Annotated in this window: 16 protein-coding genes, 1 other RNA gene and 2 pseudogenes; 7 read left to right on the forward strand and 12 right to left on the reverse strand. The window is 48.0% G+C overall.

The window, feature by feature from the left end; all coding sequences use genetic code 11:
* Window positions 1-223: 223 nt before the first annotated feature.
* From EX31_RS25615 to EX31_RS21725, 3 genes and pseudogenes are all read right to left on the reverse strand, one after another.
* Window positions 224-359 (reverse strand): annotated as a pseudogene (locus tag EX31_RS25615) (helix-turn-helix transcriptional regulator); the annotation flags it as partial.
* A 417-nt stretch (window positions 360-776) separates the two neighbouring features.
* Window positions 777-1,307, reverse strand: coding sequence for a rhodanese family protein (locus EX31_RS21720; protein WP_037036741.1), 531 nt, complete (start codon window positions 1,305-1,307; stop codon window positions 777-779).
* Window positions 1,304-1,621, reverse strand: a complete 318-nt coding sequence (locus EX31_RS21725) for an ArsR/SmtB family transcription factor (RefSeq protein WP_037036743.1) — start codon at window positions 1,619-1,621, stop codon at window positions 1,304-1,306. Before EX31_RS21725 ends, EX31_RS21720 begins: the two co-directional genes overlap by 4 nt.
* Window positions 1,622-1,973: 352 nt before the next feature.
* On the opposite strand from EX31_RS21725, the gene EX31_RS21730 reads away from it, so the two are divergent.
* Window positions 1,974-2,321, forward strand: a complete 348-nt coding sequence (locus EX31_RS21730; RefSeq protein WP_013576740.1) for a DUF6404 family protein — start codon at window positions 1,974-1,976, stop codon at window positions 2,319-2,321.
* Between the two features lie 331 nt (window positions 2,322-2,652).
* Here EX31_RS21730 and EX31_RS26480 read toward each other — a convergent pair.
* From EX31_RS26480 to smpB, 3 genes and pseudogenes are all read right to left on the reverse strand, one after another.
* Window positions 2,653-3,057 (reverse strand): annotated as a pseudogene (locus tag EX31_RS26480) (integrase); the annotation flags it as partial.
* A 98-nt stretch (window positions 3,058-3,155) separates the two neighbouring features.
* Window positions 3,156-3,519: a transfer-messenger RNA gene (gene ssrA, locus EX31_RS25620) on the reverse strand.
* Between the two features lie 49 nt (window positions 3,520-3,568).
* The gene (gene smpB / locus EX31_RS21740; protein ID WP_013576739.1) at window positions 3,569-4,051 is read right to left on the reverse strand and encodes an SsrA-binding protein SmpB; all 483 of its coding nucleotides are present in this window, start codon (window positions 4,049-4,051) and stop codon (window positions 3,569-3,571) included.
* 156 nt (window positions 4,052-4,207) lie between these two features.
* Here smpB and EX31_RS21745 point away from each other — a divergent pair, with 156 nt between their 5' ends.
* Window positions 4,208-4,642 (forward strand): type II toxin-antitoxin system RatA family toxin, encoded by a 435-nt coding sequence (locus EX31_RS21745; protein WP_013576738.1) that lies wholly within the window; start codon window positions 4,208-4,210, stop codon window positions 4,640-4,642.
* Window positions 4,635-4,919, forward strand: a complete 285-nt coding sequence (locus EX31_RS21750) for an RnfH family protein (protein WP_037036745.1) — start codon at window positions 4,635-4,637, stop codon at window positions 4,917-4,919. The genes EX31_RS21745 and EX31_RS21750 overlap by 8 nt, the downstream gene beginning before the upstream one ends.
* 76 nt (window positions 4,920-4,995) lie before the next feature.
* Here the strand turns inward: EX31_RS21750 and bamE are convergent, their stop codons facing one another.
* From bamE to nadK, 3 genes are all read right to left on the reverse strand, one after another.
* A complete protein-coding gene (gene bamE / locus EX31_RS21755) occupies window positions 4,996-5,340 on the reverse strand; it encodes an outer membrane protein assembly factor BamE (protein WP_015690323.1) in 345 nt (114 codons plus the stop codon).
* Window positions 5,341-5,452: 112 nt separating this feature from the next.
* Window positions 5,453-7,114: a DNA repair protein RecN gene (gene recN, locus EX31_RS21760; protein WP_013576734.1), complete on the reverse strand. Its 1,662-nt coding sequence runs from the start codon at window positions 7,112-7,114 to the stop codon at window positions 5,453-5,455.
* 96 nt (window positions 7,115-7,210) lie between these two features.
* Window positions 7,211-8,089, reverse strand: a complete 879-nt coding sequence (gene nadK / locus EX31_RS21765; protein WP_013576733.1) for an NAD(+) kinase — start codon at window positions 8,087-8,089, stop codon at window positions 7,211-7,213.
* 137 nt (window positions 8,090-8,226) lie between these two features.
* Between nadK and grpE the strand changes: the two genes are divergently transcribed.
* The gene (grpE, locus tag EX31_RS21770) at window positions 8,227-8,814 is read left to right on the forward strand and encodes a nucleotide exchange factor GrpE (protein ID WP_013576732.1); all 588 of its coding nucleotides are present in this window, start codon (window positions 8,227-8,229) and stop codon (window positions 8,812-8,814) included.
* 60 nt (window positions 8,815-8,874) lie between these two features.
* Here grpE and ung read toward each other — a convergent pair whose 3' ends face one another.
* On the reverse strand, window positions 8,875-9,555 hold the full coding sequence (gene ung / locus EX31_RS21775; RefSeq protein WP_037036748.1) for a uracil-DNA glycosylase: 681 nt from the start codon (window positions 9,553-9,555) through the stop codon (window positions 8,875-8,877).
* A gap of 339 nt (window positions 9,556-9,894) precedes the next feature.
* On the opposite strand from ung, the gene grcA reads away from it, so the two are divergent.
* The gene (grcA, locus tag EX31_RS21780) at window positions 9,895-10,278 is read left to right on the forward strand and encodes an autonomous glycyl radical cofactor GrcA (RefSeq protein ID WP_013576730.1); all 384 of its coding nucleotides are present in this window, start codon (window positions 9,895-9,897) and stop codon (window positions 10,276-10,278) included.
* Between the two features lie 92 nt (window positions 10,279-10,370).
* Here the strand turns inward: grcA and srmB are convergent, their stop codons facing one another.
* Window positions 10,371-11,699, reverse strand: a complete 1,329-nt coding sequence (srmB, locus tag EX31_RS21785) for an ATP-dependent RNA helicase SrmB (RefSeq protein WP_037036750.1) — start codon at window positions 11,697-11,699, stop codon at window positions 10,371-10,373.
* 243 nt (window positions 11,700-11,942) lie between these two features.
* Between srmB and EX31_RS21790 the strand changes: the two genes are divergently transcribed.
* Entirely contained in the window at window positions 11,943-12,602 is a 660-nt protein-coding gene (locus tag EX31_RS21790; RefSeq protein ID WP_231576112.1) for a tRNA1(Val) (adenine(37)-N6)-methyltransferase, read from the forward strand.
* A 63-nt stretch (window positions 12,603-12,665) separates the two neighbouring features.
* Here EX31_RS21790 and nadB read toward each other — a convergent pair whose 3' ends face one another.
* The gene (nadB, locus tag EX31_RS21795; RefSeq protein WP_015690322.1) at window positions 12,666-14,267 is read right to left on the reverse strand and encodes an L-aspartate oxidase; all 1,602 of its coding nucleotides are present in this window, start codon (window positions 14,265-14,267) and stop codon (window positions 12,666-12,668) included.
* Between the two features lie 214 nt (window positions 14,268-14,481).
* Here nadB and rpoE point away from each other — a divergent pair, with 214 nt between their 5' ends.
* Complete coding sequence (gene rpoE / locus EX31_RS21800; RefSeq protein ID WP_013576726.1) at window positions 14,482-15,057, forward strand: RNA polymerase sigma factor RpoE; 576 nt, start codon at window positions 14,482-14,484, stop codon at window positions 15,055-15,057.
* The last annotated feature ends 7 nt before the right edge of the window (window positions 15,058-15,064 follow it).

The raw sequence follows: 15,064 nt of genomic DNA on the forward strand, positions 1-15,064 counted from the left end.
CGCGCCTTTATATCATTTGCATTATTTGCATAGTATTTAATTATATATTAAGAATGAGTAAATTAAACTTACCCTTAACCATGTGTATTTAAATAATAAAGGTACTCGCATCATTTAAATAAATGTTTTAGCTTCCAATTATAAATAAATGTAATTATTGGGGAGAGGGATTGGAGCTGAACTCACGATCAGCCTCTCGCCATCCCACCAACTGACTCCCTCAAGACCTTGGTTTGGGAAACGTTGGGTCAAAGCGGGGGAGATTTTGGGTTCATCCGGTCATAAATTGTGGATCCGGAAAGACCCATTTTGAGCGCGACAGCGGGTAAGCGGAGAACCTTAACATTAGATGATGTCATGGCTTATTCTCCTGAATCATATTGGTTTGGATGCAGGAAGATTAGGGATGTGGTGGTTTTTAAAAATATTTGTGCCTTCTCATTTTTTTATTGAAAGCCGCAAGTACTTAATTTTTTATTTTAATGAAAATTAATTTCAAAGGAACTTACGGTTTTTTGATTAAAAGCTTCGACAATATACGTGGGATCATACCAGATTGGGTACAAAAAACGCCCTGGGAATCAGTGAGGTCCATGTTGGACTATGAAAATACTGATATTCAGCTTTTATCAGAACAGCTCACTGATGAATTCATCTCAACGAACCCTTTTTTCAGAGTGTAACTTTCATTCACTCCAGTTTGTCCAGCCATTGCCGGGTTTCCGTAAAAAATTGAATTCAATTTTTGTTTGTATACCTAAACGTATACCCAATCTTTAAGGCTTAAGCTTGTTCCATGGCATTTTGGAAAGCAAAACTGCCATTCCGCACCAACCACTTACACCAGCAAAAAGCAGGCCTGCACCCACGAATCCCGACAATAGAAAGAAGCTTTCATCTATTGCGTATCCCATCAATACCCCTGCGAGGATAAGTATTCCAGCTACAATCTGAACTTGCCTCATGATTGGAAGAGGATACTTCTTGTCTTCAATCGTCGGAAGATTTGCACTTTTCCAGGCATTAATGCCGCCAGACAACAATAAAACCGTTGCCGGGTCTGCTGTTCTGACCAGTGCATCTTCATTTTGAGCTGTGCGTGAACCCGCCAAACAGTGAAAAATAACAGGATGATTTACAGGCAGGTCCTTGATTTTTTTCCCCAACAAAATATCTGATAGTGGAAAAGAGATAGCTCCAGGAACGTGCTCGCGGAGAAATTCAGCAGGCTCCCGAATGTCGATCAGAGTGCTGCCATTTTTCATGAGTTCATGTGCTTCTGCAGGACTTACAGTTCTTGTGCTCATTTTAAATCCTCAGGGCAGTAAATGTCCTTTAACGTTGCGATAACTTTTCGAATCGATTCATTTTTAATGAAATAATTTCTTCGTTGCTCATCTATGGAACATTCAATCAAATCCTCTTCCTTCATTCTCGCCAGATGCTGCGATGTGGCTGAAGGACTTAATCCAGTCAGTTTACTTAGATTACCTGCTGAAGTTCCCGGTGAGTCAATGAGAGTACAAAGGATCAATAGTCGGTTAACGTTACTCATGGACTTGAGAAGCCTGGTCGCCTGAGCCGCACTATCTTGCAAAAATTCAAGGTCGGTATTTTCCATATTTTATTTTAGGTTTATCTAATTTAAGTAAAGTCTAAATCAAATGCAGGTATAGAGCAAAAAAATATTTATGAATAAAATGCTCAAACTGTTCACTACATGTTTGCTTTATTTTTCAAATGGTTAAATGGTGATGAGATTGCCCTGACGGGTCACTTACAATGAACCGTTGGCCAAAAAATGCAAAATTCCGGTTTGAACCGATTATTGAGGTGCTTTTCACGATGATGTCGGCTGCTCTGATTCTGATATAGGAGGCTGAGTGTTTAGTTTATTTCACTCTAATGGCTTACGTTGAATAAGGCATATCATTAGCAAGTCTTTATTGGTATCTAATGAAAGGAGTCGGATGATGGTATTTGAAGAAAAGAAGAAAAAGGCAATAGACCTGATGGAAAATAAAAAGATGTGGCGGAGCAATTATGCGCCCCCTATCTTGCGCTTGTTTTGGAAAATGGGGAGTAAAATGCCACCGCCTCCGTTTGCCCCTTTCTGGCTTAATACGATGTTCTTTGCCGCCTGGTACAGCCCTATATGGGGCATTTTCATGTGGTTCACTATCTGGAAAAATCAAGGCTTCAGCGTATTGCATGCGGTATTCATCGCCCTCTTTGCCGGTTTGCTGTTTGGTTTATTCATGGCGTTATTCCACTATTGGCGCAAGCGGTCCAACAAGTTGCCTGACTGGAAGAGCCTCTAAGAAGGCAACAATCTGAACATCAGAAAAAAGATTTATATAAAAACTGTTCACAGTGTTCACTTTTTTTTGTTTAATTTCATTATTTTATGTGGTGATTGGTTTGCCCTGAACTGTCTATAACTCATCACTTCAAGTGACCAGTTACTACTTCTCAATGAAAAAAACCGACCTGAGCCGGTTTCTTTTTAAGCATTCTTGATTTCGCACATTGGCAACCAGTCTGTCTCGCAGTCTTCACTTAAGATCAGATTGGTTTGCAGACCCTGATTGGTCTTTTTCTTCAAGAATTCAATCTCATACTCTTTCAACGTTTGCGGCACAGCCCGACCTTTCGGCTAGGGAAAATGTGCTGACGATTCCCGCTAATTGGAGGCATGATTTCCAGCAGCTCTAAAGTTTGTTCTGAGAGAGGGACTATATGATCACGTTTTGCCTTCATACGTTCTGCCGGAATACACTACTGCTTGTTCTCGATATCGGTCTCTGACCAAGCTGTTGCTGAGGCTTCTGCAGGGCGTATTGTAGGCATGTGCTGCTTCTTCGGGCGTTCGAAAGCATTACCTATACCTGAAGCTGGATTCGCCTCAATCAATCCCACATTCACCGCATAAATCATTATCTCATTGATGCGCTGAACTAACCTTCCGACAGCTTCTAACGCTCCACGCGCTTTGATTGGCTCTAACACCTGAATAAGTGTGCATGCTTTCAGCTCCTGAACAGGAATGTTCTCGATCTCGGACTTCTACAGACACAAAAAAGCCCGCAAACCTAGAAGGGATGCGGGCTTTCAGGACTTCTCCGGACTTATCTGGTAATAACCGGATCATTATTTGGTGGAGCTGGGGGGATTTGAACCCCCGTCCAGAATTACTACACCGTCGGCACTACATGCTTAGTCCAATCTTTACATTCGCCGGTTAGCTGCGGATGGACACGCCACTAACAAACTATCCTGATTGGGTTTAACGCTTTCACCCCAGGCAAGGTGTCCACGCGATCTCTTTTGGGTTTGACCTCTCTTGATCCCCGTCCTAAGAGCGGAGGCTAGGGAGAGAGGGCTCTAAGCAGGGTATTAAGCTGCTAGGGCGTAGTTTTCGTCGTTTGCGACTATTTTTTTGCGGCTTTTTACGAGGCCAACCGCCCCTCGGCATGCTCCTTGGGCTTCGCAAATCCTGTCGAATCCAGAATCAGCCCCAAGTACTATTTCGTAGTATACCAGCAAAACACCAAGCTACGCCAGAGGCTTAGCGATTTGCGTGCTTCATGATACGTGCCTTGTCTACTTTCCATTCGCGATCTTTAATGTCATCGCGCTTGTCGTGCTCTTTCTTACCTTTAGCCAGACCGATCTTCACTTTTGACCAGGCATTTTTCCAGTACATGGAAAGCGCGACGACGGTGTAACCATCGCGACTGACTTTACCGAACAGCGTTTCTAACTCACGCTTGTTGAGCAGTAATTTTCTTGTACGGGTCGGATCACACACAATATGAGTGGACGCCACGTTAAGAGGTTGAATGGTTGCGCCAAACAAAAAGGCTTCACCGTCGCGGAATGTGACGTAGCTGTCAGTGATGTTTGCTTTACCAGCGCGCATCGATTTGACTTCCCATCCCTGCAAAGCAAGCCCCGCCTCAAATTCATCTTCGATGATATATTCGTGGCGAGCGCGTTTGTTCATCGCGATAGTCGCGGAACCGGGTTTATGTGCTTTTTTCTTTGTCATAGTGATACTTATTATACTGTAAGCGATGCCGATTGAAATCCCCACGCAGTGAGAGTCGGGAGTTTTTCCTGTTTGTGGCAGCCTGTGCTTCGTTGTTTTTATTACCGCGTGGATAAATGGTATTATCTGTACGTTTTATGACACCTGGAAAATGATATGCCACAGATAAGTCGTTCTGCGCTTGTGCCGTTCAGTGTGGAGCAGATGTACACCTTAGTGAATGATGTCGACGCCTACCCGCAATTTCTGCCTGGTTGTACCGGCAGCCGTATCCTGGAAAACAGCGATACGTCGATGACCGCAGCGGTTGATGTTTCCAAAGCGGGCATCAGTAAAACTTTTACCACCAAAAATACGTTAATCAGCAACAAACGCATTGATATGCAACTGGTGGATGGTCCGTTCCGTAAGCTGACCGGAGGATGGGATTTCATCGAACTTAGCCCGGATGCCTGTAAAGTTCAGCTCAGTCTTGATTTTGAATTTACAAATAAATTGATTGAATTAGCATTCGGTAAAATCTTCAAAGAACTGGCTGGCAGCATGGTTCAGGCATTCACTCTACGCGCGAAAGAGGTCTACAGTGTCTGAGATCCGCGTTGAAGTGGTCTACGCGTTGCCGGAACGTCAGTATCTGCGAACGGTAAAACTGGCAGAGGGGAGCAGTGTCGAACAGGCAGTGAAGGCTTCCGGTTTACTTGAGCTGCGTCAGGATATCGATCTCAAACAGAATAAGTTAGGCATCTACAGCCGGCCGGTAAAGCTTGCGGATACAGTCAGTGATGGTGATCGCATTGAAATTTATCGGCCCCTGATTGCAGATCCGAAAGAGTTACGGCGTATACGCGCCGAACGTTCTAAAAAATAAGGCGCCTCAGGCGCCTTATTTTTTTACCCTGAAAGATGATTTTTGGTGGTAACCAGAGACCATCACACCGGGCGATTTACTTTTGATCGCTCAACTTAGGTTTGTTGTCGATGTTGGTCAGCGTATCAGACTCGTTGAAGGTCAGCGTTAAAGTCTGCTGAGTGATACCTTCATGGCCTGGTTCCTGACGGAACACGTAATACCAAACATTACTGCCAAACGGGTCGTGTAGCATCGGCGTGCCGAGAACATAAGCAACTTGTTGTTTAGTCATACCGGTATGAATTTTTTGAACATCAGCAGGAGACAAGTAGTTCCCCTGATTGATGTCAGGCCGATAAACCACCTTTTCCAGAGTGGAACAGCCCGCAGTAAGCATTACAAGAGCTACAGCGGCGGCAGTTAGCGTTTTACAGCGCATAGTCATTACATTCCTTTAGGGCATAAGATGCCGATGATAATAGACCTTTCATCAGTTTGAAACCTTTGCGGGGCACCTGTATGACCGCTGAACTGTAAAAAAGTTGAGCTTTTTACGCTGCGAGTAACTCTTTTGCGTTGGCCAGCGTGTTTCGGGTCACTTCACTTCCGCCCAGCAGACGTGCCAGTTCCTGCAAACGCGCCTTTTTATCAAGGCGATTCATTTGGGTTTCAGTCACTTCACCATCAGTTTCTTTGCTGACAAAATAATGCTGATGACCACAACCTGCAACCTGAGGTAAGTGAGTGACGCACATAACTTGCGTTGATTCGCCTAACTGACGCAACAGGCGGCCAACGATCGCAGCCGTCGGGCCACTGATACCGACATCCACTTCATCAAAGATCAGCGCCGGAGTTTCCATTTTCTGTGCCGTGATAACCTGGATAGCCAGCGCAATACGCGACAATTCGCCACCGGAAGCTACTTTTGCGAGAGCCTGAAGCGGTTGCCCCGGGTTGGTGGTGACCTGGAATTCGAGACGGTCTGCGCCTTCCATATTTAAATGTTCTGGTTCGAACTGAACCTGAATTTTAAATTTACCGTGTGGCATGGAAAGTGCCTGCATACTTTGGGTGATCAGATGCGTTAGCTCATCAGCAAAATACTGACGTTTTTCGTGCAGTTGTTCAGCAACCGCGACGGCTTGTTGGTAATGGCGTTGCACTGCTTCACTCAGCTCTGCCTGATTGGTTTCCTGATCATCCAGTTCCTGCTGTTCCTCAAGCAACTGACGATGCAGTTCAGGAAGATCTTCAGCGCTGACATGATGTTTACGGGCCAGGTTCATCTGGCGCGACAAACGCTGCTCCAGCTCGAATAGACGGTTTGGATCCATGTCCAAGCGTTCGCTGTAATGGCGTAATTCATCGCTGGCCTCGCTGACCTGAATGGACGCGTCATCAAGCATGACGATAAGATCATTCATTTTGCTGTCGAGTTCTGCGAGTTCAGTTAGCTGATTGCGGGCGCTATAAAGCAGACTGACAATATTCTGCTCTTCACCATCAGCCAGCAAATAGAGCGCATTTTGGCTCAGTGAAAGCAGTTGTCCGCTGTTAGCCAGACGTTTGTATTCTTCATCAATTTGCTCGTACTCACCTGCCTGAGGAGCAAATTCATTCAGCTCTTTCAACTGGTATTGTAACAACTGGCGGCGTGATTCTCGCTCACTCATCTGCTGTTGATATTGTGCCAGCTGGCGGCAGCTCTGATGCCAGTTTTGGTAAGCTTTGCGCATTTCAGACAGCAGTAAGGGCTGATCCGAATAAGCATCGAGTAAAGCTTTCTGATGCTCAGGTTTGAGCAGAAGCTGATGGGCGTGTTGTCCGTGAATTTGGATCAAATGCTGGCCCAGTTCACGGAGCTGTGACAGGGGAACGGGCGTGCCGTTTATAAAGCCACGCGAACGGCCATCGTTGCTGATCGTCCGGCGCAACAGGCAATCCAGCCCTTCATCAAGCTGATTTTCAGCCAGCCAGTGTTTCGCCGAAGGGGTATCCGCTAAGGTGAATCGCGCGCAGATATCTGCACGGCTGGCACCGAGACGCACCATGCTGCCATCGGCACGATTGCCCAGACAAAGCCCAAGCGCATCAATCGCGATGGACTTACCGGCACCTGTTTCACCGGTGATGGCCGTCATACCTGCATGAAAATCGATTTCTAATTCACGGACAATGGCAAAGTTACTGATAGTTAATTGCGCCAGCATGATCACCTTCCTGTACATAACAACAGACCTGTAATTACATACAGTATAAACTGGTTTTATATACAGTAAAGGGGCTGGCGAATTATTTTTATCAGATCAGAAGAGTTTTTTTGACCATCCAAGTTTTGTGCTTAATGTATTGAAATAACTGTAGTCTTTCGGATGGATCAGATTCAGATGAAACTCACTGCGACGGATAACCACTTCTTCGCCCGGCTGAATCGGCAGGGCGATCTGGCTGTCGCAGCTGATTTCAAGGTCATTGCTCATATGCGAAAACCGCAGACAAATCGTGCTGCTACTGTTGATAACCAGCGGGCGCGCCGAAAGGGTATGTGGGAACATCGGCACCAGTGCGATAGCTTCTAACGTCGGCGTCAGGATCGGACCGCCGCCTGAAAGTGAATATGCGGTAGAACCGGTTGGTGTCGAAATAATCAGACCATCGGAGCGCTGGGAAAAAGCGAATTTGTCATCAATATAGACTTCAAATTCAATCATGTGCGCGACTTTTCCCGGATGAAGGACGACTTCATTGATGGCGGTACTGACGCGACATTGCTGGTCCTTGCAGCGCACCATGGCTTCCAGCAGGAAGCGTTGCTCGCTGATGTATTCACCCTGCAGAACGTCATCGAGTTGCTGCAAAGCGTTATCCGGATCCAGATCGGTAAGAAAGCCAAGATTACCCCGGTTGATGCCGATGACTTTTATGTCATAGCGGGCCAGAACGCGCGCCGCACCCAGCATATTGCCGTCACCGCCGACGACCACGGCTAAATCCGCCAGCTTGCCGATCTCAGCCAGACTGCCCGTTTGTGCGCCTTCCAGGGCTAAATCTTGTGCCACCTGACGTTCGACGATCACCTGATAACCTTTTGAGATTAACCAGTGGTAAAGCATTTCATGGGTGGCAAGTGCGGAAGGATGGCGAGGGTGTCCGACAATCCCAATGCACTCAAATTTTTTATTCATCGCTGTGGTTATCCTCAGCAGGGTGTGATGACTCCTGCATTATGACCGGTTTCATTAAAAACCAAACCTTGAAACCCCGGTTTTGATCCCCATAATAAGCCAACTAGCAAGATTAATGCTAAAACGCGGAGAGATTCATGAGTAGTAAAGAACATAAGACACCTGACGAGCAAGTCTCTGAAGAACTGAATCAGGAACAAGAGCTGCATACGGAAGCGGAAACTCAGGCGGCAGATGTCGTTGACCCGCGCGATGAACGTATTGCTGAACTGGAAGCGCAGCTGAAAGAACTCCAGCAGCGTGAGCGTGACAGCTTGCTGCGTGCGAAAGCGGAAGTGGAAAATATCCGCCGTCGTACCGAGCAGGATATAGAGAAAGCGCATAAATTCGCTCTGGAGAAATTCTCTGGCGAATTGTTGCCGGTAATCGATAATCTGGAACGTGCGCTGGATCTGGCTGATAAATCGAATTCAGAACTGGCGGGTCTGATTGAAGGCGTCGAGCTGACCCTGAAATCCCTGCTGGATGCTGTTCGCAAGTTCGGTATGGAAGTGGTGGCTGATATCCACGTGCCATTCAACCCTGAACTGCACCAGGCGATGACTATGATGGAATCCGACGAGCTGGAACCTAATCACGTAATGATGGTGATGCAGAAGGGTTATACGCTGAACGGCCGTCTTTTGCGCCCGGCAATGGTTGCGGTTTCTAAAGCCAAAGCCTGATTCTGTTTTAAGCAGACTGACATAATGGAAGAGGCACCTTTGCGGGTGCCTCTTTTTTTGTTATTCCGGCAATCTGGGCACCCAGTCAATCGGTGCCAGACCTTGCTGCACCAGTAAGGCATTCGCCTGCGAGAAGTGCTTACACCCCAGGAAACCCCGGTGGGCGGAAAGCGGAGAAGGGTGCGGTGCTTTCAATACATGATGACGATTGCGATCGATAATATTGCCTTTTTTCTGCGCATGGGAGCCCCAGAGTAAAAAGACGATCCCTTCACGATTTTCATTCAACGCTGCGATGACCTTATCAGTAAACGTTTCCCAGCCCAGTTTGGCATGTGAATGCGCCTGACCACCTTCGACAGTCAGCACGGTATTGAGCAACAGGACGCCCTGATCTGCCCAACTCTGCAAATAGCCGTGAGTGGGTCGTTCGAAGCCTGGAATATCGGCGGCCAGCTCTTTATACATATTCACTAATGAAGGTGGTGCCGGAATGCCCGGGCGAACGGAGAACGATAATCCATGAGCCTGATTGGGGCCATGATAAGGGTCCTGCCCCAAAATCACGACTTTGACGTCTGCCAGTTCGGTAGAGCGGAATGCATTAAACACATCCTGCTGCGGTGGATAAATTGTTTTGCCCGCAGCGCGTTCAGCCGCGACAAACTTCAGCGTATCAACGAAGTAAGGTTGTTCTTTTTCCTGACCAATGACGTCATGCCAGGTGAGAGTGGTGGACATTGACGCTCTCCTTTTGATGATAATTTTAAACTGGCAGTAGCTTACCTGCTCATTCCGATGAGTGAAACCCGCACGCGCTTTTGCTGATGTTTATCTGCGACTTAACGTTCTATGCAAAAATTTGTTGATAATTTACAAAAATAATTTAATCCAGTGCCTTGGAAAAATTGATATAAAACATAAATATGCTGAGGGTAAGAAATACCCACAAGGAAAAGATTGATATTTATCAAAGAATGCGGGGTGTTCTGCTGTTATATCTGACAACAGGAAAACAGGTTGTCGTTCAACCTTACACCAATCAATTAACAGTATCGTAGCCAACAATGGAGGCAACATATGATCACCGGGATCCAAATTACTAAAAGCAACAACGAAGCGCTGAAAAACTCTTTCTGGCTGCTGGATGATGAAAAAGCGGAAGCGCGCTGCGTGTGTGCAAAAGCGGGTTTTGCGGAAGACCAGATCGTTGCTGTCAGCGAGCTTGGCCAGTTTGAATACCGTGAAGTACCAATGGAAATTCAACCGACTGTACGTGTGGAAGGGGGTCAGCACCTGAACGTTAACGTATTGCGCCGTGAAACTCTGGAAGATGCGGTTAAGCATCCTGAAAAATACCCGCAGCTGACCATTCGTGTGTCTGGTTATGCGGTGCGCTTTAACTCACTGACTGCTGAGCAGCAGCGTGACGTGATTACCCGTACTTTCACCGAAAGTCTGTAATCGCTTCCGAGCTTTTAAGATTCCAGCAGTTTCATGGATATAAAAAAACCGCCTTCAGGGCGGTTTTTCTTTGCATCAAATCAGGCTGATGTTTATTTAGCAGCGTCTTTTACAGCGTCAGGTTTAACACGGCGTTTGCCGACGTTTTTGCTGTCACGATGGCGAACTTTAACTTTCACCTTCGATTTTTCCTGATCCGCTTTCTGCTTCTCTTTGCGTTTCGCCAGCACTTTCTTCGACGGCTTACCGGTGACTTTCTCGCTCGGTGCTTTCGTTTTTGGACGGAACTCGTCCAGTACGCGTGCTTTCAACGGCTCGTTAAGGTAACGGCCGATCTTACCGAGCAGCAGATGGTCATGCGCTTCCACGAAAGAAATCGCGGTCCCTTTACGACCAGCACGGCCGGTACGGCCGATACGGTGCAGATAGATATCAGCGGTCAGCGGCAGGTCAAAGTTGAAGACATGGCTGATGTCGTTGATATCCAGGCCACGGGCAGCAATGTCGGTCGCAACGAGGACGTTAACGCGGTCTTCAACCATACGTTTGACGGCTTCGGTACGTTTCACCTGCACCATTTCGCCTTCAAGATAACAGGAGTTAATCCCTGCTTCGCGCAACCACGCAACCAGCTCATGCACACGCTCGCGTTTACGCACAAAGATCACGGATTTAGTGACATCTTCCTGTTTCAGCAAATGGATGAGCATCCGGGTTTTATGCGCCAGATCGTCGGCACGATAATACCATTGCAGGATTTTTTTGCGTTCGCGGCGTGACGGGTCAGCTTCGATTTCCACCGGCTCAGTCAGGATGCGTTCTGCGAATTCACGGATGGCTTCCCCTTCCAGCGTTGCGGAGAACAGCAACGTCTGTTTGCGCCAGCGTGCTTCGGCGGAAATCGTTTCGATGTCCTGAGCAAAACCCATGTCCAGCATGCGGTCGGCTTCGTCGAGGATCAGCGTTTCGATTGCGCGGCAGTCAAAGTTTTCTTCTTTAATGTATTGCAGCAAACGACCGGTGGTCGCAACAACGATGTCCTGGTTTGCGCTGAACACTTCGGCGTGGTTCATATAAGCCACACCGCCGGTGATGGTGGCGATATCCAGTTCGGTATGTTTGGCTAACTCACGCGCCTGCTCAGCAACCTGCATAGCAAGTTCACGGGTTGGCGTGAGGATCAGAATTCGTGGCGGACCAGATTTCTTACGCGGGAAATCCAGCAAATGCTGCAATGCAGGCAGCAGGAATGCCGCTGTTTTGCCGGTGCCGGTAGGAGCCGAACCCAACACATCGCGTCCGTCCATTGCTGGCGGAATGGCCTCTGCCTGAATGACAGTAGGACGGCTATAGCCTTTGTCGCCAAGGGCTTCAATCAGGCGTTCATCGAGTTCGAGTTCGGAAAAAGTGGTTACAGTCATGGTCTACCTCTACTTGGGGCGCCGATTATAGACGTGTTAGACGCGATCTTCACCTATTTAAGCGGTTTGCGTGGCTTTTACTCTGCTTCTCTTTGCCCTATGCTACGACAGTTTTCTTTTACAGGCCTGTTGGCTGGCGTAATTACGGTGAAATTAGTGACAAAAGTAGTCAGTTCCGCAAACCCTTTACGGCGTAATGGATTTACCTTTAAGCAGTTTTTCGTTGCACATGACCGATGCGCGATGAAAGTCGGTACCGATGGTGTCCTGCTCGGTGCCACGGCGCCGGTTAGCCATGCACGACGTGTTCTTGATATTGGCTGCGGCAGCGGCCTGATTGCCATGATGCTGGCGCAACGCAGTAATGCTCAAACTGTTATTGATGCCGTCGAACTCGAACCTTCCGCAGCGGCGCAGGCTGAGGAGAATTTCCGCAACTCAGTTTGGGCGCAAAGGCTGGCGGTGTATGCGCAGGACATTAATGCTTATGCCAGCGAACATCAGGCTGAATACGATCTGATTGTGAGTAATCCGCCTTACTTTGAATCGGCTGTTGCCTGTCGCGATGAAGCCCGAAATGCCGCCCGTTACACCGAAACTCTGACGCACGATGCATTGCTTGAATGCGCAAATAAGCTGCTTACGCCAGAGGGATTGTTTAGTGTTGTTTTGCCGTACGACATCGGGCTGGCGTTTGAAACTCTGGCTCATCGAAAAGGCTGGTTCAGTGCACGGCGGATGGCCGTACGCGACCGACCGGGAAAACCGCTTAACCGGCTAGTGCTGACCTTATCAAGGCAATCAGTTGAAAGGGTTGACGAGGAACTGGCACTGCGGAAATCGGAAGGCGTTTACAGCGAAGCATTCTGTGCGCTGATTACTGATTTTTATCTGAATTATTAGCGGATGGCTGGGCTTTCAAAAAGTGCGTTCCTTCGCACTTTCCCGATACCATTGCTGCAAATATTACGGCTGCAAAATGGTCGGCTGCGGATTTTCCTGTAGATCAGGATAGTCCAGCGTGAAATGCAGTCCTCGACTCTCTTTGCGTTCCAGGGCACTGCGGACGATCAACTCGGCAACCAGCACCAGATTTCTCAATTCCAGCAAATTATTGGAAATACGGAAGTTGGCATAATACTCGTCAATTTCCTGTTGCAGCGTCATGATGCGGCGCAACGCACGCTCAAGACGTTTTGTCGTGCGTACAATCCCTACGTAATCCCACATAAACAGCCGCAATTCATGCCAGTTATGCTGAATGACCACCTGCTCATCGGAATTATCCACCCGGCTTTCATCCCATTGCGGAATATTTGTCGCCAGTTTTGCATGCGGCAGACGTTTAATTATATCTTCTGCTGCCGACCAGCCATAAACCACGCATTCCAGCAGTGAGTTAGAGGCCAGACGGTTAGCGCCATGCAGGCCGGTATAACTGACTTCGCCAATCGCATACAAACCATCGAGATCGGTGCGCCCGTGCTGATCAACCATTACGCCGCCGCAGGTGTAATGCGCAGCCGGAACAATCGGGATGGCCTCTTTGGTCAGATCAATACCCAGTGATTGCAGCTTTTCATCAATCATCGGGAAATGATGCTTAATGAATTCCGGCGGGCGATGGCTGATATCGAGATACATGCAGTCGGCGCCAAGACGCTTCATTTCATGGTCGATGGCCCGTGCCACCACATCGCGCGGTGCCAGTTCTCCACGTTCATCGAAATCCGGCATAAAACGGGTGCCATCCGGGCGTTTGAGCAGGGCACCTTCGCCGCGCAGTGCTTCCGTCAGCAGAAAGTTACGTGCCTGAGGGTGATAGAGGCACGTCGGGTGAAACTGGTTGAATTCAAGATTGGCAACACGGCAGCCTGCGCGCCACGCCATGGCGACGCCATCGCCGGAAGAGATATCCGGATTGGTCGTGTACTGATAGACCTTGGCTGCGCCCCCTGTGGCCAGTACAACGGCCTTGGCACGGAGCGTTTCAACGTGCTCTTTATCGCGGTTCCAGACATACGCGCCAACGACGCGTTGTGTCCCCGGCAATCCAAGCTTGCTTGAGGTAATTAAATCAACGGCATTATAGCGTTCTTTCACGCAAATATTGGCGTGCGCCCTTGCTTTCCCAACCAGCGTAGTCTCTACTTCTTTACCTGTAGCATCAGCAGCATGCAGGATCCTACGGTGGCTGTGGCCGCCTTCACGTGTCAGATGATAACGCTCTTCTGAGCTTGTGTTGGTTTCGGTATCAAACAGTACGCCCTGGTCGATCAACCACTGGACACAATGACGTGCGTTGCTCGCGATAAATTCAACAGCTTCTTTATCGCATAAGCCCGCACCGGCAATTAATGTGTCATCAACATGTGAGGCAATGCTGTCTGCTTCGTCGAAAACGGCGGCAATCCCGCCCTGGGCGTAAAATGTTGAGCCTTCGTTGAGCGGGCCTTTACTGAGAACAGTGACATGACAGTGGTCTGCAAGTCGCAAAGCCAAAGAAAGGCCTGCAGCGCCACTTCCGATTATCAATACATCGCTAACAAATTCAGATGAAGGTTGCATAACGTATGATGTTTGCAGAAGAAGAGGGAAATTCATGTTAGCCTAAACTCCCGTGCAAAAGCCACGGGCTTGAGACTTCAATAGAAAAAACAACGGCGATGTGGAACTTAATGTTTCATGTGAACTCCAAGCAGTACTTGCTCAGGAATATAATGATGAAAGCTGGCAGTACGACTTTAAGCGCGGAGAAGATTTTGGGGAGATTTTACCTCGGATGAGCGAGCAGTTAGCCGATCAGGTTCTGGTTGAGCGGGTCCAGAAGGGTGATCAAAAATCGTTCAATTTACTGGTTATTCGTTACCAGCATAAGGTAGCGAGCCTTGTATCCCGCTATGTGCCACAAGGTGATGTGCCTGATGTGGTTCAGGAATCTTTTATCAAAGCATATCGTGCGCTGGAATCTTTCCGCGGCGACAGTGCTTTTTATACCTGGCTGTATCGTATTGCAGTCAACACAGCGAAAAACTATTTAGTTGCTCAGGGGCGACGCCCGCCATCCAGTGATGTCGACGCGAATGAAGCCGAAAATTTCGAAAGTGGCGGTGCACTGAAAGAAATTTCGAACCCTGAGAACTTGATGTTGTCTGAAGAGTTACGGAAGATTGTTTTCCGTACTATTGAAGCACTTCCTGAAGATCTTCGTATGGCGATTACCTTGAGGGAGTTGGATGGATTGAGCTACGAAGAAATAGCCGCCATCATGGATTGTCCGGTGGGTACGGTGAGATCCCGTATATTCCGTGCCCGGGAAGCAATTGATAACAAAGTTCAACCGCTCATCCAGCGTTAGAGATGAC

This window comes from Rahnella sp. WP5, from assembly GCF_000745615.1.
Lineage (GTDB): Bacteria > Pseudomonadota > Gammaproteobacteria > Enterobacterales > Enterobacteriaceae > Rahnella > Rahnella aceris.

Excerpts from the sequence above, each read along its gene's own strand:
- srmB (WP_037036750.1), bottom strand. The coding sequence starts at position 11,699 with ATGACTGTAACCACTTTTTCCGAACTCGAACTCGATGAACGCCTGATT.
- smpB (WP_013576739.1), bottom strand. The coding sequence starts at position 4,051 with ATGACAAAGAAAAAAGCACATAAACCCGGTTCCGCGACTATCGCGATG.
- nadB (WP_015690322.1), bottom strand. The coding sequence starts at position 14,267 with ATGCAACCTTCATCTGAATTTGTTAGCGATGTATTGATAATCGGAAGT.
- EX31_RS21725 (WP_037036743.1), bottom strand. The coding sequence starts at position 1,621 with ATGGAAAATACCGACCTTGAATTTTTGCAAGATAGTGCGGCTCAGGCG.
- bamE (WP_015690323.1), bottom strand. The coding sequence starts at position 5,340 with ATGCGCTGTAAAACGCTAACTGCCGCCGCTGTAGCTCTTGTAATGCTT.
- ung (WP_037036748.1), bottom strand. The coding sequence starts at position 9,555 with ATGTCCACCACTCTCACCTGGCATGACGTCATTGGTCAGGAAAAAGAA.
- rpoE (WP_013576726.1), top strand. The coding sequence starts at position 14,482 with ATGAGCGAGCAGTTAGCCGATCAGGTTCTGGTTGAGCGGGTCCAGAAG.
- grpE (WP_013576732.1), top strand. The coding sequence starts at position 8,227 with ATGAGTAGTAAAGAACATAAGACACCTGACGAGCAAGTCTCTGAAGAA.
- EX31_RS21730 (WP_013576740.1), top strand. The coding sequence starts at position 1,974 with ATGGTATTTGAAGAAAAGAAGAAAAAGGCAATAGACCTGATGGAAAAT.
- EX31_RS21745 (WP_013576738.1), top strand. The coding sequence starts at position 4,208 with ATGCCACAGATAAGTCGTTCTGCGCTTGTGCCGTTCAGTGTGGAGCAG.
- recN (WP_013576734.1), bottom strand. The coding sequence starts at position 7,114 with ATGCTGGCGCAATTAACTATCAGTAACTTTGCCATTGTCCGTGAATTA.
- nadK (WP_013576733.1), bottom strand. The coding sequence starts at position 8,089 with ATGAATAAAAAATTTGAGTGCATTGGGATTGTCGGACACCCTCGCCAT.
- EX31_RS21720 (WP_037036741.1), bottom strand. The coding sequence starts at position 1,307 with ATGAGCACAAGAACTGTAAGTCCTGCAGAAGCACATGAACTCATGAAA.
- grcA (WP_013576730.1), top strand. The coding sequence starts at position 9,895 with ATGATCACCGGGATCCAAATTACTAAAAGCAACAACGAAGCGCTGAAA.
- EX31_RS21790 (WP_231576112.1), top strand. The coding sequence starts at position 11,943 with ATGAAAGTCGGTACCGATGGTGTCCTGCTCGGTGCCACGGCGCCGGTT.